General features: G+C 57.7%; 17 protein-coding genes and 1 pseudogene. 4 read left to right on the forward strand and 14 right to left on the reverse strand.

Features of this window, described 5'->3' with window-relative positions:
- A partial coding sequence (locus B3I26_RS16975; RefSeq protein ID WP_296259251.1) for a formylglycine-generating enzyme family protein occupies positions 1-871 on the forward strand: 871 nt, incomplete at its 5' end.
- 51 nt (positions 872-922) lie between these two features.
- On the opposite strand, the gene B3I26_RS16980 is transcribed toward B3I26_RS16975, so the two are convergent.
- The 7 genes from B3I26_RS16980 to rplM form a co-directional block, all read right to left on the reverse strand.
- Complete coding sequence (locus B3I26_RS16980) at positions 923-3,433, reverse strand: LysM peptidoglycan-binding domain-containing protein (RefSeq protein WP_296259253.1); 2,511 nt, start codon at positions 3,431-3,433, stop codon at positions 923-925.
- A gap of 19 nt (positions 3,434-3,452) precedes the next feature.
- On the reverse strand, positions 3,453-4,286 hold the full coding sequence (locus B3I26_RS16985; protein ID WP_296259254.1) for a DUF4123 domain-containing protein: 834 nt from the start codon (positions 4,284-4,286) through the stop codon (positions 3,453-3,455).
- Positions 4,283-6,334, reverse strand: a complete 2,052-nt coding sequence (locus tag B3I26_RS16990) for a type VI secretion system tip protein VgrG (RefSeq protein ID WP_296259256.1) — start codon at positions 6,332-6,334, stop codon at positions 4,283-4,285. Before B3I26_RS16990 ends, B3I26_RS16985 begins: the two co-directional genes overlap by 4 nt.
- Before the next feature lie 707 nt (positions 6,335-7,041).
- Positions 7,042-7,452 carry a ClpXP protease specificity-enhancing factor gene (locus B3I26_RS16995; protein ID WP_296259257.1) on the reverse strand — a complete coding sequence of 137 codons (411 nt, stop codon included), beginning with the start codon at positions 7,450-7,452 and terminating at the stop codon, positions 7,042-7,044.
- A gap of 18 nt (positions 7,453-7,470) precedes the next feature.
- A complete protein-coding gene (locus B3I26_RS17000) occupies positions 7,471-8,088 on the reverse strand; it encodes a glutathione S-transferase N-terminal domain-containing protein (RefSeq protein ID WP_296259258.1) in 618 nt (205 codons plus the stop codon).
- Between the two features lie 259 nt (positions 8,089-8,347).
- Positions 8,348-8,740, reverse strand: a complete 393-nt coding sequence (gene rpsI, locus B3I26_RS17005; RefSeq protein WP_296259259.1) for a 30S ribosomal protein S9 — start codon at positions 8,738-8,740, stop codon at positions 8,348-8,350.
- A 14-nt stretch (positions 8,741-8,754) separates the two neighbouring features.
- Positions 8,755-9,183, reverse strand: a complete 429-nt coding sequence (rplM, locus tag B3I26_RS17010) for a 50S ribosomal protein L13 (RefSeq protein WP_133749624.1) — start codon at positions 9,181-9,183, stop codon at positions 8,755-8,757.
- A gap of 240 nt (positions 9,184-9,423) precedes the next feature.
- Between rplM and B3I26_RS17015 the strand changes: the two genes are divergently transcribed.
- Positions 9,424-10,461: an NADP(H)-dependent aldo-keto reductase gene (locus B3I26_RS17015; protein WP_296259262.1), complete on the forward strand. Its 1,038-nt coding sequence runs from the start codon at positions 9,424-9,426 to the stop codon at positions 10,459-10,461.
- A gap of 144 nt (positions 10,462-10,605) precedes the next feature.
- On the opposite strand, the pseudogene B3I26_RS17020 reads toward B3I26_RS17015, so the two are convergent.
- Positions 10,606-10,713: pseudogene (locus B3I26_RS17020) on the reverse strand (acyl-CoA dehydrogenase family protein); the annotation flags it as partial.
- 306 nt (positions 10,714-11,019) lie between these two features.
- On the opposite strand from B3I26_RS17020, the gene B3I26_RS17025 reads away from it, so the two are divergent.
- Entirely contained in the window at positions 11,020-11,916 is an 897-nt protein-coding gene (locus tag B3I26_RS17025; RefSeq protein WP_296259502.1) for a GlxA family transcriptional regulator, read from the forward strand.
- A 212-nt stretch (positions 11,917-12,128) separates the two neighbouring features.
- Here B3I26_RS17025 and zapE read toward each other — a convergent pair whose 3' ends face one another.
- The 3 genes from zapE to B3I26_RS17040 form a co-directional block, all read right to left on the reverse strand.
- Complete coding sequence (zapE, locus tag B3I26_RS17030) at positions 12,129-13,223, reverse strand: cell division protein ZapE (protein ID WP_296259264.1); 1,095 nt, start codon at positions 13,221-13,223, stop codon at positions 12,129-12,131.
- A 61-nt stretch (positions 13,224-13,284) separates the two neighbouring features.
- Entirely contained in the window at positions 13,285-14,634 is a 1,350-nt protein-coding gene (locus B3I26_RS17035; protein WP_296259266.1) for a tryptophan--tRNA ligase, read from the reverse strand.
- A 28-nt stretch (positions 14,635-14,662) separates the two neighbouring features.
- Entirely contained in the window at positions 14,663-15,292 is a 630-nt protein-coding gene (locus B3I26_RS17040) for an alpha/beta hydrolase (RefSeq protein ID WP_296259267.1), read from the reverse strand.
- Between the two features lie 145 nt (positions 15,293-15,437).
- On the opposite strand from B3I26_RS17040, the gene B3I26_RS17045 reads away from it, so the two are divergent.
- The gene (locus tag B3I26_RS17045; protein ID WP_296259268.1) at positions 15,438-15,875 is read left to right on the forward strand and encodes a YhcB family protein; all 438 of its coding nucleotides are present in this window, start codon (positions 15,438-15,440) and stop codon (positions 15,873-15,875) included.
- 418 nt (positions 15,876-16,293) lie between these two features.
- Here the strand turns inward: B3I26_RS17045 and cysN are convergent, their stop codons facing one another.
- From cysN to B3I26_RS17060, 3 genes are all read right to left on the reverse strand, one after another.
- Complete coding sequence (gene cysN, locus B3I26_RS17050; RefSeq protein WP_296259271.1) at positions 16,294-18,192, reverse strand: sulfate adenylyltransferase subunit CysN; 1,899 nt, start codon at positions 18,190-18,192, stop codon at positions 16,294-16,296.
- A 15-nt stretch (positions 18,193-18,207) separates the two neighbouring features.
- A complete protein-coding gene (cysD, locus tag B3I26_RS17055) occupies positions 18,208-19,125 on the reverse strand; it encodes a sulfate adenylyltransferase subunit CysD (protein WP_296259272.1) in 918 nt (305 codons plus the stop codon).
- A gap of 150 nt (positions 19,126-19,275) precedes the next feature.
- Positions 19,276-20,034: a Nif3-like dinuclear metal center hexameric protein gene (locus B3I26_RS17060; protein ID WP_296259274.1), complete on the reverse strand. Its 759-nt coding sequence runs from the start codon at positions 20,032-20,034 to the stop codon at positions 19,276-19,278.
- Positions 20,035-20,059 lie beyond the last annotated feature (25 nt).

Consider the following 20,059-nt stretch of genomic DNA (forward strand, 5'->3'; position numbering starts at 1 on the left):
GCAGAAATACCCGAAACTCTCTGCCGATTTTCGCGGCAAAGTGCTCAATACCGTCGTGCGATCGCTGGACAATATGGTCTTTGTCGAAGGCGGCGAATTCCAGATGGGGGATTTTGGTTGGCCGTACGACGATGACCCCGCCAACATGTGCGACTGGCCATGCGGGGTTGAGCCTGAACGCATGGGTAGAATTAGCATGGACGGTGATGATGACTTCGTTCATCCCGTTAAGCTGAGCAGCTACTCTCTATCAAAATACCAGACGATGCTGGGAGATTTTGATGTGTTCTTTATTGCTGAAGGCAAACCCTTGTTGAATAAAGAAAATCGCGACCGAGAAGAACTTAAAGAAGTTCTCTTCGCGCCCAACTTGCCTGCGCCAACTAAAAGCTGGCAAGAAGCCAAGGACTACTGCAGTTGGCTGGGGGAGCTCAGTGGCTACGCGGTGGATCTGCCCACAGAAGCCCAATGGGAGTATGCAGCGCGCAATCGGGGTCAATATGTGGCGTACCCTACTGATAATGGAAGTTTGAACTATGGCCGCAATTTTGGGGGCCCAGCGCGTAATACAGACCTCACGTTTGCGGTCGATAGTTACGCGCCCAACCCCTTGGGAATTTACAATCTGTCAGGAAATGCGGTGGACTGGGTCAATGACTGGTACGACAAAGATTATTACCGTCATTCACCGGTTGAAAATCCCACCGGCCCCGAGACAGGTACACATCGGGTGCTTAGAGGCTCTGGGTATGGTGAAGGCCCATTGCTCTCCGCAAGTACCGTAAGGCGGTGGCAAGAAGTGCCGGTCAGAAAACGGCACGTCCCAGGTTATAGCTTCCGCTGTGCCATTCAATCCGACCAGCCACTTTAGAGTTAAAACATCGAGGGCACGGTTACCTTGCTCTCATTACTCGCTCCGCGTTTAGACCAACCCCTCAAACCGGCCACTGCGCTGCGCGGCCACCAGCACTCTCTCCTTGCGCCACGCATTGCTGGGTGTCCAGACCAATCTGAATGAGCTATCGGACGTTTGGTGGACAGCGAGGTTGTCAATATACCGATTGAACTCATCCTGTTCATAACCGCTGAGCACGGCGTTGATCCGCTCAAGGCTTTGCATGGCATTGACCTTTCTTGCGTCGATGGAGCAATGCTCCAGTACTTCGATAAATTGCCGCCAGCGACGCACCTCCGAAAGAAGAATCACCAAGGCCTTCTCTTGCTTTTCATTGAAGTAGCCAACACCCTTGGCGACAACCCCCTCAGTCAGCAGGTAGACCATGGGACCAATGGTTTCAGGCGGTAGCAGGCTTAGTGGAACGTCCTGGTGCCGAATCCGCATGACTTTATCGTGCTCGTGTGCGTTTAAATAGTCGGCCAGCGCTTGAGCCTCGGCCCTCGTGGCTTTCCTGGCATCCCACCACGAGCTCAGATCAAAAAAGCTTTCTTCAAATGCTTCACGGACCACTTTTACCGGAGTGGTCGCCACCTGATACAGCCCTGATGCCATGTAGCTAAAAGCATCTTTTGTCACTCCCAACAGGTGCCTGTAATCCATATCAGCCAAGGCATTACAAAACAGCAAGGTCAGCTTCCCGACCTGTTCAAGGTTTACCACCGTGCCGAATCCACCACCGGCGCCAGGGCCCAGTACCAGTGATCCTCTACAGTTAAAAGCCAATCGTCCCTTCGCAATCTCGATACCAAACTCACCACTACCACCAATACCTGTAGCTACATTACCCTCAACCTGGATTTCAGCTAGCTTCACCCAGCTGCTGCGGGTATTCGCCTGACCGACCACCGGCTCCCCCAAACCTTGCTTATCAGGCTCAACCCATTCAAAAGCGCCACTCAGGGCGCCCCCGGCTTGCGCGCCGGCGAAGGCTTCGCATTTGACGCCAATATTGCCACTGGGACCGACTTCCATGGTCGGGGTGCCCAGCAGCGCAGTGGCGCCTGCCGGCATTTCAGAGGGCTTGTATTGCATTTTAACCCCTGCCTCGCCCTGCGCCTTGGCTCCGCCAAAGCACGACAGCTCCAGCTTGCCGCTCAAGCGGAACACGCCCATCGGGCGAACCACTTCCTTACCCAAAGCATTGCGGTAGGCCATGTTGGCGACGCGCCCGCCCTGGTCGGGAAAATGCAACTTCAGAGAAACCGACGCTTCGGACAAAGAGAGCGCCGCGCTACCTTTGACGCCCACTTCGATATGGCCTTGCCTAGGGTTCCAGTTATTGACCCCGGCACTGGCACTCGCCGCGAAACGCAACGCGTGCGCTTCGGCGGAGACTGCAAAGCGTGATGCATCGCTCTGACTTGAGGCCCAGGCCACTTCCTGATGCAGTGTGTTGAGCAGGTTGTCCTGTTGACTGGCCCAGCTACTTATTTTGAGTTCCAGATTGCCCAGGGGACCGGCCTTGCGAGCTTCGCCGATTGCGCCTTTGATATCCTTGATCAGCTCGGCGGCCAGTTGCCCGTCGAATGGTTTGCCAGCCATGATGCGGGTCGGGACGCGGACGTTCCAGGTGGTGGTAGTGCGATAGGGGATCGAGATGTAATGACGCCGGCTCGGGTCGCTAAACAGGTAGATTTCAACCACTGTGAAGCCGGTTTTTGTCTGTTTGCCAAGCTGGCTTTCAATGCCAAGCCCCTTGCCATGTTTCAAGTCAGGGGCGGCATTGCTGGCACTGGTTGAACTGTCGGCGGATTCGGCTGTTTTTTGGGCTGCCAGTTGGGTGCGCAGCTCGGCGATTTCCTGATCCAGCGCCAGGACTTTCCTTTTCTGCAGCAACTTCCAGTTGGCTTCGAATTGCGTTGCACCAAAAGCACTGGGCCGGTAATCCTTATACCAGTCACGCGCCTGCTGCAAAGCCGCCATTTGCCCCTGTATATCCTCATCGGCGGTCAATGGTGCGACTTTGATTGCCTCAGGCCTGGTGTCACGGACCAGCAAACCGGCGCCTTCAGCTTTGGCCGCCCAGGCCTTTTTGACACAGCCGGCACACGCGCAAGCGGCGCTGGGATCCTGAGTCTTGTTGCACTGGGTGATAGGCAAGGCGCTCGCCAGATTTTGGTGCAACTCATCCATCAGTGTCTGAACAGCGCTGATCTCCTGCTTCAATGCCTTGGACTGTTTATCGGTCAGCACGTAAAAATGCGGCTCACCAGGGATATGGGCCACATCGACCAGCTCTTCATCACATTCGGATTGCCCCTTCAGCGCGGTGGAAGTAACGCTGTCCCCATGCATCGCTGGCGGCAGCGACGGCTCGGACGCGGCTTCGGGGAGCTTTAACTGCAAACCGGGCCTGATGTGATTAGGGTCATTGATGATCGGGTTCAGCGCTTGAATCTCAGCCGTTTTTGCCCCATATCGTTGGGCAATTTTGCCCAGCGTGTCGCCGCTCTTAACGGTGTAGGTGCTATTCATCCATCATCGTCCTTGTTATTCAGAGACGCTCTAGCTCGATAAGCTTGTCGTCAAGGCTCAAGTCATCACGGGCCAGTAATTCGGTACCGGGCGAGCAATTCCAGAAGCTTTCGCCCTGCCTCAGTGCCAACCGCAGCCAGCGCTCCTGATCGGCCAGCTGCAGATATCCGGCTTGCCGGGCCGCGAGCAGTTGCCGATAGACGAACTCCACTGGTTCAGGCATCGCCAATGCCGCTCGGTAATCCAGAGCAAGCCCTGAGGCCAGCACTTTCAAACGATGCTGATCCATCAGGGCTTGGCGCTCTTGGCTGAGGTGCAGCCAGCCGGACTTCTGTATCTCGGCGTTCGGGTCCGGTCGGGGATTAGGCAGATGACGCCAGCCCAGCTGGTTGCGCCAGGCCAGATCGGTGACTGGCCCCATGAACTGCAGCAGTTCTGGTTCATTGAGGCTCTTCACCAGCGGCTCCAGCCAGCGCGGCTCGAAAAAACGCATCAGTTGAGCCGGATTTTGATCGGTGCTGACGGTTAGCAGGCTGCGCCAATGCTGGACGGCTCGTTCAAAGGACTGCTCATCTTGCAGATAAGCAACACAGCCCGCATCGGCCTGTTCGAGTAACGTGCTGGCGTACTGCATCAATGTGTCTGGTGCCGGGCACAGCAACACGAAAGGCCCTGCAGCTTGCAAACCGACATAGCGGGTACCGTCGAAGAGCGGGGTACACCGTCCGGCGCCATAGCAGATGATCTCCTCGACTCGGACCTGTAGGTCCGGCTCGAAACTACCGTCCAGAATCACGCACAACACGCCCGCAGCGGCAGGCTCCTGAAAGGGGGAAACGATAGAATTGATCATGCGGCGTTATCCGGCTGGTGGATCGGACAATGGCCTGACGCGTCGAGTTGGCAGCCCGACACGGGTAGCAGAGCCCCCGCGACCACTTGTTCCCGATACAAAGACACGCCAGGAAGCGGCAGTGCAGCTGGCGCTGATAGCGCTGCAAGCATGCCGGGCAACACAGGAGCGGCGGCAGTTCCTGCAGCAGGCGCACCGCCAACCTGAATGTCCGTACTACTGAAAATTCCACCAGGGCCAATCACCAAGTGCTCGCCACCGCCCCTCAACGTGATACTGGCTCCGCCGTGGATAACCACATTGGCCCCTGCCTGAAGGTGCACTTGGTCGCCCGCCTCGGCGACCAGTGTTCGGCCGACACGGGTGTGACTGCTTTGAGCGACCTGCAGGTAGTCGTTGGATTTGAGGTCTACCTTGCGGTCGGCGGTGACGGTTCGCTGATCTTCGCCTTCCAGTACCGCAATGCTGTTGCCCTTGATGGTTTCCCGCCGTTCGTTACCTACTTGCAGCCGACTGTCGTTCTCGACCTTCTGCTCCATGTCGCGCTGAGCCCGCACGTAGATCACTTCTTGCCCCGCACGATCTTCGATCGACAGTTCGTTGTAGCCCCCGCTGGCGGGTGAACTGTGGGTACGTAACACGGTTTTGGTCTTGTGCTCGGGCAAGGGATACGGCACTGGCGTGACCTTGTTGGGCACGCACCCGGTAATCAATGGGTGATCGGGATTACCCTCCAGGTAGGTCACCACCACTTCCATGCCGATACGCGGAACAGTTACCGCGCCAAAACCATCTCCCGCCCAGCTGGATGACACGCGTAACCAGCAACTGCTCTTGTCGCTGCCCAACTCGGCGCGGTCCCAATGGAACTCGACCTTGACCCGCCCGTACTCATCGCAAAAGATTTCCTCCCCTGCCGGACCGGTGACGCGGGCCGTTTGGCTGACCAATACCGTCTTACGCATGACCAGCGGCGGGCGATAGAACACATCCCACGGGATGGCGCTGAAGGTGTTGCGGTATCCTTGGGTGAAACCGTCCTGAGGCTCGGCGTTGCTGGGAATCGCCTCCTCCAGCACTTGAGGTTGTTTTCCCGAATGCTTGACGCTAAGTAGCAGCCACAAATCGTTGCATGACCGGCGCGGGTGATCAGTCAGGTTGAAGAAATGCCCGCTGCGCAACATCGACTGGTCGCTTTGACCCTCAGCCAGCAGGTAGTCGCGGCGGTGCCGCTCCAAAGCCTGCCGGGCGAGTTGATTGCCGAGCTTTTCATTTTTGATCGCCACCGGGTAGCAGTAGTCTTCAAGTGCAGGACTGAACTCGGCGGTATATTTGCTTTCGCGCAACAGGCTTGGCCGATCCAGATCGTAGCCCCGGCGCGTGGTTGTGCTGGTTCGGGTGTTGACCCGCATGGAGAACCGCCTGACGACTGGGTGATCCGCCACCATTGCCGAGTCTTGCTGGTACGGTGTGTCTCCCAGCGTGGGGAAGTAGGTCTGATCGTCGCTGAATACCAGATGGTGGCCATCCGGGCTGTGCTGGTGGTGCCAGGAAATCCCGTCCTCACTGCACAACCGCTGGATGAACTCAAAGTCGCTCTCCCCGTACTGGGTGCAGTATTCGCGCTCTGGACTGGTACTGACATTAAAGGTAAAGGCGTCGGCCTGGATGCCATGCCCATTGAGGACCTGGGCAATGATTTGCGGCACCGTCAGGTGCTGGAAAATCCGTTGGTCTTGACTGAACTGCAAATAGTGCAGAGCAGGCACAAGGGTCAAACGATAACGTGTCAGGCGGTTGCCCGCTTCACCCACGAATACATCTTCTATACGCCCATGAATACCTTCGCCCGCGAGGCCAAACCGGAGAAAAGCGGGCTGGCTGAGCACACTCTCCAAATCGAGATCCGGGTATTCGCTGACCAGTTCAACCACGATCGCATACAAGCTGCTGATGGCTTCGGTACCCTCAAAGGCCAGTACCTTGAAGTCGTTGCGAACAGTAGGGACCAATAAGGTGAAGTGCGCAGCATTGGCTGGCGCAAACATAGGCTTATCCTTAAGCGTAGAGTGAAGATAAGTCACAGAACCCAAGCAATGCCTGGCTTGGACGAGCTCAAATTTTCGAGCAAGCTAACAAAGCGGCAAAAAAAATGATGTAAGAAGCGTCCTGAAATACATCCGGATTTTTCGAAACATTGTTACTTCACAGGAAAGGAAACGGCGGAGAGAGATGCCCAAGCAGCGGTGAGAAATAAGAATTTCAGATACTTTTTCGGGTGAGCAATCATCGTGCTATACCGCCGGCGCCGGGAGATCGAAGTTGGCTTTCGAGAAATGAGGCAGACGCTGCTCGGTAGCAGCCATACCCTTGGTGGGAAGACGCCCGAAAGGGTCAAGCAGCAGCTCTAAGAAGTATTGCTCGCTACAACCCGATGCGTCGTTATTAGAGGGTAGAGTGAGCCTCCACTGTCTCGGCGTGTACCCGTGCGAAATGAGCTTTACCGCCTGCACATGGGCCACATGAGGGTTTATCAACAGAGTGTCGCTGACCGGCCTGGAAATCTCTCCAAACACTTGGCGCAACCACATGACTCAGCTCCACATTCCGTATGGCCGCATCGTCGAGAAGCGCAGGAATATCCCCGCTCTGTCACGTTCAAGACCGACAAATATGCCTTCAGAAAGACTAATGCCAGCCAACTGAGCTGACTGGCATTAGTCCCCGTAATCGCCTTTACATTAGAGCGCAGTCATTACTTGACCACTTTCAGACTCGGCCGGCCGCTTGGACGGGGCGGTTCGTCGTCGGGCGGCAGATCGTCGTCCACCTCCAGATCTTCGTCTTCATCCGCAGCGGGCTCCAGATCAAATACCATCCCCTGGCCGTTCTCACGGGCATAGATACCCATGATTGCAGCAATCGGCACGTAGAGGCTGTGCGGAACGCCGCCAAAGCGGCCTTCAAAGCTCACGGCGTCATTGTCCATATGCAGGTGGCGCACGGCGCTTGGCGAGATGTTAAGGACGATCTGGCCGTCGTTGGCGAAACCTTGGGGGACTTGCACCGCCGGGTATTCGGCGTTGACCAGAATGTGCGGAGTGCAATCGTTATCCACGATCCATTCATAAAGAGCGCGGATCAAATAGGGGCGACTGGAGTTCATCGAAGGGTTCCTTAGGCCTTAGCGCATGTCGCGTTCGGCAGCAGACAGACTTGCCTGGAACGCCTCACGCGCAAACTGGCGCTCCATATAATCAAGCAGCGGCTTGGCAGGCCGCGGCAATTCGATACCCAGAACCGGCAGGCGCCAGAGTATGGGCAATAGACAGCAGTCGACCAGACTTTGCTCGTCACTGAGGAAAAAAGGCTTTTCCGCGAACAGGGGCGAGACGCCGGTCAGACTTTCGCGCAACTCCTTGCGCGCCTGAACGCGAACAGCTTCTTTGCTGCGCGCATCCAGAATCACATCCACCAGAGCGCACCAGTCACGCTGGATCCGGTGGATCAGCAGGCGACTGTTGGCTCGGGCTACGGGGTACACCGGCAGCAGCGGCGGATGCGGATAACGCTCATCCAGATATTCCATCACCACCGTCGACTCGTACAACGCCAGATCTCGATCGACCAGCGTAGGTACGCTGCCGTACGGGTTTACCTCGATCAATCTGGCCGGATGACGGCCTTCCACAACATCGATGATCTCGGCGCTGACACTTTTCTCGGCGAGCACGATGCGTACGCGATGGGAATAGTGGTCGGCGGGGTCGGAGTAACAGGCCAACCGATTGGTCACGCCCATGGCGGTCCTCCTCGCTTGTTAAAATTTCGAAAGCACAAAAAACGAACGCGCCCTGGAGGCGCATCCGCCATCCACAAACAGCGGGTGTTCGCCGGGGGCGACAAGATAGCTCATTTACGCGATGCAGATTCTGCAATCTTTCGCTTCGCAGGCTGTACCGCCCCGCTCCGCTTGCACCGGGTTCGTCGCTTCTCAACAGACGCCCATAAAAAAACGCCCAGTTCCATGGAAACTGGGCGTTCTTTTGAACGAAAGCGAATTAACGCTTCGAGTACTGCGGACGCTTACGCGCTTTACGCAGACCAACTTTCTTACGTTCAACTTCGCGAGCATCGCGAGTGACGTAGCCTGCCTTGCGCAGAGCGCTACGCAGCGTTTCGTCGTAGGACATCAGAGCGCGGGTGATACCGTGGCGGATTGCGCCAGCTTGACCACTCACACCACCGCCGATAACGGTGACGTAGATGTCGAATTTTTCAACAGTCTCGGTCAGTTCCAGCGGCTGACGAACTACCATGCGGGCAGTTTCGCGACCGAAGAACGAGTCCAGCGAGCGGTTGTTGATGGAGATGTTACCGGTACCTGGACGCAGGAAAACGCGAGCGGTTGCGGTCTTGCGACGGCCAGTGCCGTAATTTTGAGTCGCCGACATAATGAACTATTCCGTTAAAACTTCAGTTCTTGGGGCTGCTGAGCAGTATGAGGGTGTGCAGCGCCCGCATAGACTTTCAGCTTACGATACATGTCGCGACCCAGCGGGTTCTTAGGCAGCATGCCTTTGACCGCGGTCTCGATCACGCGCTCAGGAGCTTTGGCGATCAGCTTTTCAAAGTTGATCGACTTGATCCCGCCCGGGAAACCGGAGTGAGAGTAGTAGATCTTGTCGGTGGTCTTGGCGCCAGTAACGCGGATCTGCTCAGCGTTGATCACGACGATGTAGTCGCCAGTGTCGACGTGCGGAGTGTATTCCGGTTTGTGCTTGCCACGCAGACGGCTCGCGATCTCAGTGGCCAGACGACCCAGAGTCTGGCCAGCAGCGTCGACGACATACCAATCGCGCTTTACTGTTTCCGGTTTAGCGGTAAAAGTTTTCATTCTTTATAGCCTCAAAGGCCGCCCTGAAAAATAGACGGCGGAGCATACTCATTAGTACGGTCTTTGACAAGTCAAAGGCCGCCGGGCACGAACGCTATAGGGGGCTCGGGTCAGCGCGTTCGATCGCAGCGGTGTCTTGCGTCGCGGGGCATCACTCCCATGACAAAGAGACGCGGAATTATGCAGATTGCGAAAAAAATTTCAACCTGCTTTTATGGCTGTTTTCAAAAGGAGCGCCAGATGGACTATCGCAAACTGGGTAGAACCGACCTCAATGTCAGTGCAATCTGCCTCGGCACGATGACCTGGGGCGAGCAAAACAGCGAGTCCCAGGCCTTCGCCCAGATCGAACGGGCGAAAGCGGTGGGCATCAATTTCATCGACACCGCCGAGATGTATCCGGTGCCGCCCAAGAAAGAAACCTACGCCAGCACGGAAACCATCATCGGCAACTGGTTCAGGAGGAACGGCGATCGCGCCGACTGGATTCTGGCCAGCAAGATCGCAGGCCCCGGCAACGGGATCGATTACATTCGCGATGGTCAGTTGACATTCAATCGCGACCATATCGTTGCCGCCCTGGACGCCAGCCTCAAGCGCCTGCAGACCGACTACCTTGACCTCTACCAACTGCACTGGCCGGAACGCAACACCAACTTTTTCGGCAAATTGGGCTATAGCCACAGCGACGAGCAATTCACACCGTTGCTGGAAACCCTTCAGGCGCTGGACGAGCAGGTCAAGGCGGGCAAGATCCGCCATGTCGGTCTGTCCAATGAAACGCCGTGGGGCACCATGAAGTATCTGGCCGAATCCGGTGCCCACGGCCTGGTACGCCCGGTGTCGATCCAGAATCCGTACAACCTGCTCAACCGCAGTTTCGAAGTGGGCCTGGCAGAAGTTGCCATCCGTGAACAATGCGGTCTTCTGGCTTATTCGCCGATGGCCTTCGGCTTGCTCTCAGGCAAATATGCCGATGGCGCACGGCCGGCGAAAGGCCGTCTGAGCCTGTACAGTCGCTTCACCCGCTACTTCAATCCGCAATCGGAAGCTGCGTGCGCCCGGTATGTTGCCCTGGCCCGTGAGCACGGTCTGGACCCGGCCCAAATGGCCCTGGCGTTCGTAACAGGGCGTGCGTTCGTGACCAGCAACATCATTGGTGCGACCACGCTGGAGCAGTTGGAAAGCAACCTGGCCAGCGCCGAACTGGTGCTGTCGGAAGAAGTGCTGGCGGGGATCGAGGCGATTCACAAGGACCAGCCAAATCCCGCGCCATAACCCATGGCGGACGCTGGCTGCGATCAAGCGCCCGTTCCATCTCTGTAGCAGTCCGGTCTGCCTGCAGTAGCGAGCCCAAAGCGCTACCGCTGCAAGCCGGACTGAACACAGTATGTGTGGATATGCGGCAGCCTCAGCGAGACGTTACAAAGCCCGGGCAATAATCTCCTTCATGATTTCGTTGGTCCCGGCATAAATCCGCTGCACCCGAGCAGCTGCCCACGCCCGAGCAATCGGGTAGCTGCTCAAGAAATTTGCGGACGCTGGCGCGGAAAAGCTCGTGCTCGGAACTGAAAAGGGTTCTGGGGAGCATGGGACATCTGGGCGTGGAGGAATGTCAGACGCGATTGCAGGCAGAGCGTATTCTGAGCGGCCTTACGACGACACTGGACACCTCCGACAAAAAATAAGACGATCACGCCGTTCCTTGACCACTTTCCCATATAAGAACAACAGATTATGTCTATCCAACAAACCGTGCCGTTGCGGCGCGTGAGCATCCTCGCGATCGACGGGATCTTTGCTTCCAATCTTACCCAGGCCAAGGACTTCTTCCATCTGGCCAGCCTGCGTTATGGCAAACAGCTGGGCCAGGGTCTCAAAGCTGCCTTCGAAACCCGCTTGGTCAGCCCGGATGGCCAGCCGGTGCGCAGCTTCAGTGAAGTGGTGCTGCCGGTAGACGGCGCACTGGAAAGCGCGGACATCATCATCCTTCCCGCTTTCGTCGACAACTTCGACACGTTGCGCGGGCGCTATCCACAAATTCTTCCCTGGCTGCGCGAGCAACATGCGCAGGGTGCAGTGCTGTGCGGTGAGGCCAGCGGCGTGTTCTGGCTGGCCGAGGCCGGGCTGCTCGATGGCAAGGAGGCCACGACTTATTGGCGCTTTTTCAACGAGTTCGGCGAGCGCTTCCCCAACGTGTTGCTCAATCAGGAAAAGCATTTGACCGACGCCGACAACCTGTATTGCGCAGGTGGCACCATTTCGGCGTGCGATCTGTACATCTATCTGATCGAGCGCTTTTGCGGAGCCAATGTGGCGCAGACCGTCGCCCGCGACATTCTCTACGAGGTGCAGCGCAGTTACGCGCCGGGACGTATTGGGTTTGGCGGGCAAAAACTGCATCAGGATGTGATCATCCTGCAGATCCAGCACTGGCTCGAAGAGCATTTCGCCGATAAATTCCGCTTCGAAGATGTGGCCAGGGAGCATGGGATGAGCATTCGAAATTTCATGCGCCGCTTCCAGACCGCCACCGGTGACAAGCCGCTTCATTACCTGCAACGCCTACGCATCGAAACCGCCAAGGGCTTGCTGTCAGGCTCGCGTAAAAGCATCAAGACCATCAGTTACGAAGTGGGCTACGATGACGCCAGTTTTTTTGCGCGGCTGTTCCGGCAACACACTGAACTGTCGCCGAATCAGTACCGCCAGCAATTCCAACAAGCGGCCTGAAGCGCCTACGCGCTCTTCAGAACGGTTGTGCGCTACATAGCTACGACCTTGTTGCGCATAAAAAGGCCCTGCAGCCAGGCAGGGTCTTTTTTGTAAAACGTTAGCGGCTCGGCAGCGCTCGACGACTTCAGTAGCAGAACAGCTTGCCGACACTGGCTGCCGAAAGATCGCTACCGCTGGCGAGCCGCACGACTACAAAAGGCAGCGGGCTATCAGGGCTTGTGCGCGCGCGAAAGGAATTCGTGGGACTGCATCTCCAGCAGACGACTCAAGGTACGCTGGAACTCAAAGTTAAGACGGCCTCCGGTGTACAAATCCTTCAGCTCGACCTCGGCCGAGATAATCAGCTTGACGTTGCGGTCGTAGAATTCGTCAACCATGTTGATGAAACGCCGAGCGATGTCGTCAGTGGTCACGCTCATCTGCTCGACGCCGCTGAGCAGCACGGCGTGGAAAATCTTGCCGAGTTCGATGTAGTCGTTCTGGCTGCGCGGGCCGTCGCACAGTTCGCGGAAATCAAACCAGGCCACGTCGTCACAGGTACGCAGCGCTTTGATCTGACGGTTCTCAATGATCAATACGTCATTTTCAACCGCTTTGGTGCACTCAGGCGTCAGGGCGCGGAAGCTCTTGCGCATGCTCTCCTGCGCAGCTTCGTTGAGCGGAAAGTGGAACAATTCAGCCTGTTCCAGATGACGCAGACGATAATCGACGCCGCTGTCGACGTTGACAATGTCAGTGTTCTGCTTGATCAGCGCAATGGCCGGCAGGAAACGAGCACGCTGCAGGCCGTCTTTGTACAGACCGTCCGGTACTATGTTCGACGTTGCTACCAGGGTCACGCCGTTCTTGAACAGCTCTTCCATCAGCGTGCCAAGGATCATGGCGTCGGTGATGTCGGACACGAAGAACTCGTCGAAACAGATCACACGAGCTTCCCCAGCGAACTGCTTGGCGATCAGCGTCAGCGGGTTCTTCTCGCCCTTGAGATTCTTCATCTCTTCGTGCACACGCTTCATGAAACGGTGGAAGTGCGTGCGCATCTTGTCTTCGAACGGCAACGCTTCGAAGAAGGTGTCGACCAGATAGGTTTTGCCCCGGCCTACGCCGCCCCAGAAATACAGGCCTTTGACCACTGTGGCGTCTTTCTTGCCGAACAGCTTGCCGAACAGGCCCGGCTTGCTCTCGTGAGCGGCGACCAGATCGTCGTACAGACGCTGCAGATGACGCACCGCGTTTTCCTGGGCGGCATCGTGGAAGAACTCGGGTTTTTTCAGGTCGTTCTGATAACTTTCTAAGGGCGTCATATTCGCTGGCTAAGGAGCAAAAACGGGCCGTCACTGTAGCGACGGCCCGTTGGAATGGCAATTAATCCTGTTGTGGCGCCAAGGCCAGTTTCAGGCTCTGGACCGCTGCGTCGCGGGCAGCGGCATCGGCGAAGGCAGGGCTATCGGCGACGCAGGAGCCTTCCAGCCATACGCTGAAGGCCTCGCCTTCTGTTCGAATGTCCAGCTCGGCACCTTGCTGCAGCTGCTTGGTCACCGCACCGGCGGCCTTGCCATCGGCAAAGTTGCGCGATAACAGCAACTGCTCACCATCGGCGGCCAACAGGCGGAAACGGAAACTGCCGTCGTCTTCACGGAAGCTGACGAAGCGCGCGCCTTTGCTGGCTTTTTTCTTAGTCGTGACAAGGGCTTGAGTGGTGGTACGAAACGAACGCAGACCAACTGCTTCGCGCAACTCGCCCAGGAAAGGCGTGGCGATGCGCCGGGCTTTCTGCGCGCCGGTCTGCAGGATGTCTTCCAGATCGCCCGGACGCTCGATCAGACGATGGTAATTCTCGCGGGCTTCGCCCAAATCGCCATCGAGTAACTGGAACAGGCGCTGCTTGGCATCGCCCCAACCCAGTCCTTGCAGCAGGTCGGCACGGAATGCATCACTCTGCTCTTTGTTGGCGAAAGCCTGATACAGGGTGAACAGGTGCGAGTTGTCAGGATCCTTGGCTTCGCCTGGCAAACGCGAGTCGGTGACGATGCGCGAGATCGCATCTTTCATCTCCTTGGCGCTGCTGAACAGCGCAATGGTGTTGTCGTAGCTCTTCGACATCTTGCGGCCATCCAGGCCCGGCAACGTCGCGACGCTCTCTTCAATCAACGCTTCAGGCATGACAAAGAATTCCTTGCCATTGCCGAACAGGTGATTGAACCGCTGGCCGATGTCGCGCGCCATTTCCACGTGCTGAATTTGGTCACGACCCACAGGCACCTGATGCGCGTTGAACATCAGAATGTCAGCGGCCATTAGTACCGGATAGCTGAAAAGCCCCATGGTGATGCCTGCATCCGGGTCCTCGCCCGCTTCGACGTTCTTGTCCACCGACGCTTTGTAAGCGTGGGCGCGGTTGAGCAAGCCTTTACCGGCAACACAGGTCAGCAGCCAGGTCAGCTCCGGAATCTCCGGGATGTCGGACTGGCGGTAGAAGGTCACCCGGTCGACGTCCAGACCGGCTGCCAGCCAGGTTGCGGCAATTTCCAGACGCGAGCGCTGAATGCGCAGAGGGTCATCACACTTGATCAACGCGTGGTAATCGGCCAGGAAGTAGAACGAGTCGGCATCGCTTTGGCGGCTGGCGACGATCGCCGGGCGAATGGCACCGGCGTAGTTGCCCAGGTGGGGCGTGCCGGTGGTGGTGATACCGGTCAGGATACGAGTGGTCATGGCGGGTCGCTTATGCTGGGTGCTGCAATCAGTTCGAAAGGCGCGGCAGGACCAGATCCTTGAGGTCGGTCAGCTTGCCGTGGAAAAAGTGTCCGCATTCTGCCACTTTCAGCAGCTCATGGGGGCGCGAGAGTGCGTCCGACCAGGCATAGACGACTTGCGGGTCGACCACTTCGTCGGTTTCCGGCTGAATCAGGGTCAAGGGCCCCTTCTGCGGCAGCGCGCTCGGGTCGGTGATACGCATGACCGCAGGCGCGACCATGAACAAGTGACTGAGCGTTTCGCCCTTGACTTCGAGACGCCCGCCCAACGTTGCAGCGACAAAACCGCCGAAAGAAAAGCCAAACAGCGTCAGCGGCAGCTGGGGATGTTTTCCGCGCAACCAGGCTGCGGCAGCTTCGGCATCATCGACTTCGCCCTGCCCCATGTCCGAGCTGCCAGCGCTTTCGCCCACGCCTCGATAATTGAAACGCAACGTAATGTATCCGGCGTCCCGCGCTGTGCGTTGCAGGGTCGAGATGACCTTATTGAGCATCGTGCCGCCCTGAACCGGGTTAGGATGGCAGATCAGTGCCACGCCCTTGGCCCCTTCCAGGTCAAGGTACAAGGCTTGCAGTTGGCCCACGGGGCCGTCGATGAATACAGGGGCTTCACGCATGAGCAAGAATGAACTCCGTGACCTTCAAATGGGTCGACTCGTCTAGCTGATTGTCTGTGGCTGGCATATCGACGACGCGTCGCCGCTATACAGCGCAGGTTCGAGCCGTTAACGTAAAGCAAAGCCGTTTATAGAGGAAGGACTCGTGGATTACTCGCTCTTAGTTTGGTTGCTGCCGACTATCGCCCTGATCGTTGGTGTCGCCATCGGTTTCTTCGTGGCGCGTGCGCTGCCCCACGCCGCGCCTAACAGCACTCAGCGCCAGCTGGATGATATTCAGGAGCGTTTCGACACGTATCAGAATGAAGTCGTCACCCACTTCAACAGCACGGCTAATCTGGTGCAGAAGCTGTCCCAAAGCTATCAAGACGTGCAGGAACACCTCGCCGAAGGCGCCAACCGGCTGGCCACCGACGATATCACCCGCCAGCGCCTGCTCGCCGCGCTGCACCCTGACGCCCTGCAACCGCCTCGCGACCGCCTGACGCCGCCGCGTACCGTTGCCGAACCCCCTCGCGACTACGCCCCCAAAGCGCCTGACAAGCCAGGCATGCTCGATGAGCAGTACGGCTTGAACAGGTAGGATGATTCATGAAAAAGCCCGCCCCTGAGGTAATCAGGGGCGGGCTTTTTTGTGAGGCTCGGAAAAGTATTACGCCACTCGCGGAAGTAGCCGGTTACGGGTTCATTTCGCGCGACCTATGCTCTGCGGCGAATTGTCGGAGGGATCATGCACATCATCAAGACACTTGCAGCCTGCGTTGCGCTGACGGGCTGCATTTCCCCAAGCTGCACCGAGGATTGCTATCTCACTGAACAACAGGAGCATTCGTCCCGCTGGGCAGCGTTGTGCGACAAGCATACGTTCGACAGGCGTTGCGAAGGGCGTTCACCCTTCAGCTTGGCACGATAAACCGTGAGCGCTTGCCGTTGACGATGGCTGCGGCCACGAAACAAAAAACCCGCCATCACTGGCGGGCTTCCTGTAGTGCGCACGACGTTTAGATCGCACCACGAGCCCGCAGCAGATCCAGCACTTGCTTGACGCTGTCTTCCACGCTCAGCGATTGGGTATCGATCACCAGATCGGCATCCAGCGGAACGTCATACGGGAAGGATTCACCCGGTATGTTGTCCTTATCCGCAGCGTAGAGGCCTTGTGGATCGCGTTCACGGCAAACCTGAGGCGAGGCCTGCACGTAGACCGTAATCAAGCGCTCATCACCGATAAGCGCCTTGGCGTTGGAACGGCCAGCCGCGTCCGGCGCGACGAATGCCGCCAGGGTCAACAGCCCTGCCTCGTTGAACTGACGCGCCACGTGCGCGGCGCGACGCCAGTTCTCGGTGCGCCCGGCGCGATCCTGCGGCAAGCCTTTGTTCAGGTCGTGACGCAGGTTCTGGCCGTCCAGCACATACACCGCGCGGCCCATGTCGAACAGCTTGCGCTCGATGGCATAGGCCAGGGTGCTTTTGCCAGCGCCGGACAAACCGCTGAAAAGGACCGTGGCTGGCTTCTGACCGAAACGCTGAGCGCGCTCTTCGACCGAGACGTGCGCCAGTGCGCCATGGTGATTGCCTGCACCGGCAACGACCGGTTTGGCGATGATCATGCCGGCGGCGACAGTCCCGTTGGTCAAGCGGTCGATCACGATGAATGCGCCGGTGGTGCGATTGCTGTCGTAACCGTCCAGGGCGATCGGTGCGTCGAGGCTGATCTTCACGCGGCCGATTTCGTTCAGTTGCAACGCACTGGCAGGACCTTCTTGCAGTGTGTTCACATCGACCCGATGGGTGATGCTGGCAATCGAACCCGGCACGTAAGAGGTGGCACGTTTGATGTCGTATTTCTTGCCCGGCAGCATCGGCTCTTCGGCCATCCACACCAGCATGGCATCGAAGGCATCGGTCACCTGCGGCACGTTGTCGGCATGCACCAGCAGGTCGCCACGGGAAATGTCGATTTCGTCTTCCATGGTCAGGGTAACGGCCTGGCCTGGGCCTGCGTGCTCCAACTCGCCCTCGAACGTGACGATGGATTTCACCCGGCTGGTCTTGCCCGACGGCAGAACCACGATGTCATCGCCCTTGCGCACGATGCCGCTGGCCAGCGTACCGGCGAAGCCGCGGAAGTTCAGGTTCGGACGGTTGACGTACTGCACCGGGAAACGCAGGTCGTCAAAGTTGCGGTCGCTGGCGATCTCGACGGTTTCGAGGATTTCCATCAGCGACTTGCCGGTATACCAGGGCGAGCGCTCGCTCTTGTTCACCACATTGTCGCCCTTGAGCGCCGACATCGGGACGAATTCCATGGTGCTCGGCTTCAGGGAGATACGATCGGCGAACTGCAGGTAGTCAGCTTTGATCTGCTCGAAAATTTTCTCGTCAAAACCATTAAGGTCCATCTTGTTGATGGCGACCACGATGTGCTTGATGCCCAGCAACGATGCGATATAGCTGTGGCGACGCGTCTGGGTCTGCACACCGTATCGGGCATCGACCAGAATGATCGCCAGGTCACAGGTGGAAGCACCGGTGGCCATGTTACGGGTGTACTGCTCATGGCCGGGGGTGTCGGCAATGATGAACTTACGCTTGGCCGTGGAGAAATAACGATAGGCGACATCGATGGTGATGCCCTGCTCGCGCTCGGCCTGCAGGCCATCCACCAGCAGCGCCAGGTCGACGTCATCGCCGGTGGTACCTGACTTCTTGGAGTCACGAGTGATGGCTTCCAGATGATCTTCGTAGATCATTTTGGAGTCGTGCAGCAGACGGCCGATCAGCGTGCTCTTGCCGTCGTCGACGTTGCCGCAGGTCAGGAAACGCAGCATTTCCTTGCGTTCGTGCTGGCCCAGGTAAGCGAGGATGTCCTCGCTGATCAAATCAGATTGGTGCGACATGAGGAGACCCTGAAATTAGAAGTAGCCCTGGCGTTTCTTGTCTTCCATGGAACCTGCGCCATCGTGGTCGATGACGCGGCCCTGGCGTTCGGACGTTCGGGTCAGGAGCATTTCCTGAATGATGTCCGTCAGGGTTTCGGCCTCAGACTCGACGGCGCCCGTCAACGGGTAGCAGCCAAGGGTACGGAAACGCACTTTCTTTTTGACGATCCGGGCTTTTTCCTCATCGCTGAGGTGCTCCAGGATACGATCGTCGTCGATCATGATCAGGGTGCCGTTCTTCTCGATGACTTCGCGCTCGGCGGCGAAGTACAGCGGGACGATCGGTATGCCTTCAAGGTAGATATACTGCCAGATGTCCAGCTCGGTCCAGTTGGAGAGCGGGAATACGCGGATCGACTCGCCTTTGTTGACGTTGCCGTTGTACACGTTCCACAGCTCTGGACGCTGGTTCTTCGGGTCCCAGCGATGCTTGCTGTCGCGGAACGAGTAAACGCGCTCTTTGGCGCGAGACTTTTCTTCATCGCGTCGGGCACCACCGAAGGCGGCATCGAAGCCATGCTTGTCCAGGGCCTGCTTCAAGCCCTGGGTTTTCATGATGTCGGTGTGCTTGGAACTGCCATGGGTGAACGGGTTGATGCCCTGCGCCACACCTTCCGGGTTGACGTGGGTGATCAGCTCAAGACCCAGTTCCTCGACCATCTTGTCGCGGAAACGGTACATCTCCTGAAATTTCCACTGGGTATCGACGTGCATCACCGGAAACGGCAACTTGCCCGGGAAGAATGCCTTGCGCGCAAGATGCAGCATCACGGCAGAGTCCTTGCCAATCGAGTACAGCATCACCGGGTTGTCGAACTCGGCGGCGACCTCGCGGATGATATGGATGCTCTCCGCCTCCAACTGTTTCAGATGCGTCAATTTGTCGACCATGGTTACTCACGGGATAACGTACTTGTGTGGAAAGCCTGCGGGCTTTGTCGAGCGAGGCACTTTATCATGGGGCCCGATTCTAATCAGTGACGCCCATAGATCGAAACGATCTAAGGTTATAGCCCCCGATTTGGTTGAAGGATGCGCCAGTCAGATGGGATTCGGGCAGTCGATAAACAGATGCTCCAGCGCGAAGCGTCTTGCGAGGTAGTCTCCCAGCGCCTGCACGCCATAGCGCTCAGTCGCATGATGCCCGGCGGCGATAAAGCTGATGTCATTTTCGCGAGCGCTGTGAAAAGTCTGCTCGGAAGCTTCACCACTGAGGTACAGATCGACGCCAGCCAGCACCGCTTGATCGATGTACCCCTGCCCGCCCCCCGTGCACCAACCCACACGCCGGATCATTGCGGCGCCTTCTATCAGCAATGGCTCACGACCGAGGGCACTTTGCACCCGATGAGCAAAATCGCGTGGGGTTACCGGCTCGGACAGTGACCCGACCAGCCCCACGACGCGCCCATTGTCCGGGTCGAGCGGGCCTTCAACGGTGATCTCGAGTTGCCGTGCCAGCTGCACGTTATTGCCCACTTCCGGATGCTGATCCAGCGGCAGGTGATAGGCCAACAGGCTGATATCGTGCTTGAGCAAGGTTTTCAGACGACGCTGCTTCATCCCAGTGATACACGGGTTCTCGCCCTTCCAGAAGTAGCCGTGGTGCACCAGAATCAGATCGGCATCGGCATCGACCGCCGCGTCCAGCAGGGCCTGACTGGCCGTCACCCCGGAAACGATTCGGCGCACCTGTGGGCGTCCCTCGACCTGCAGACCGTTGGGGCAATAATCCTGAACCCGGGCGCTGCCCAGATAGCGGTCGGCTTCTTCGACCAGAGTGCTCAGAGAAACAGCCATAAAAGTCTCCTAAATAGGCATCTCA

This window comes from Pseudomonas sp. UBA5706, from assembly GCF_002419965.1.
Taxonomy (GTDB): domain Bacteria; phylum Pseudomonadota; class Gammaproteobacteria; order Pseudomonadales; family Pseudomonadaceae; genus Aquipseudomonas.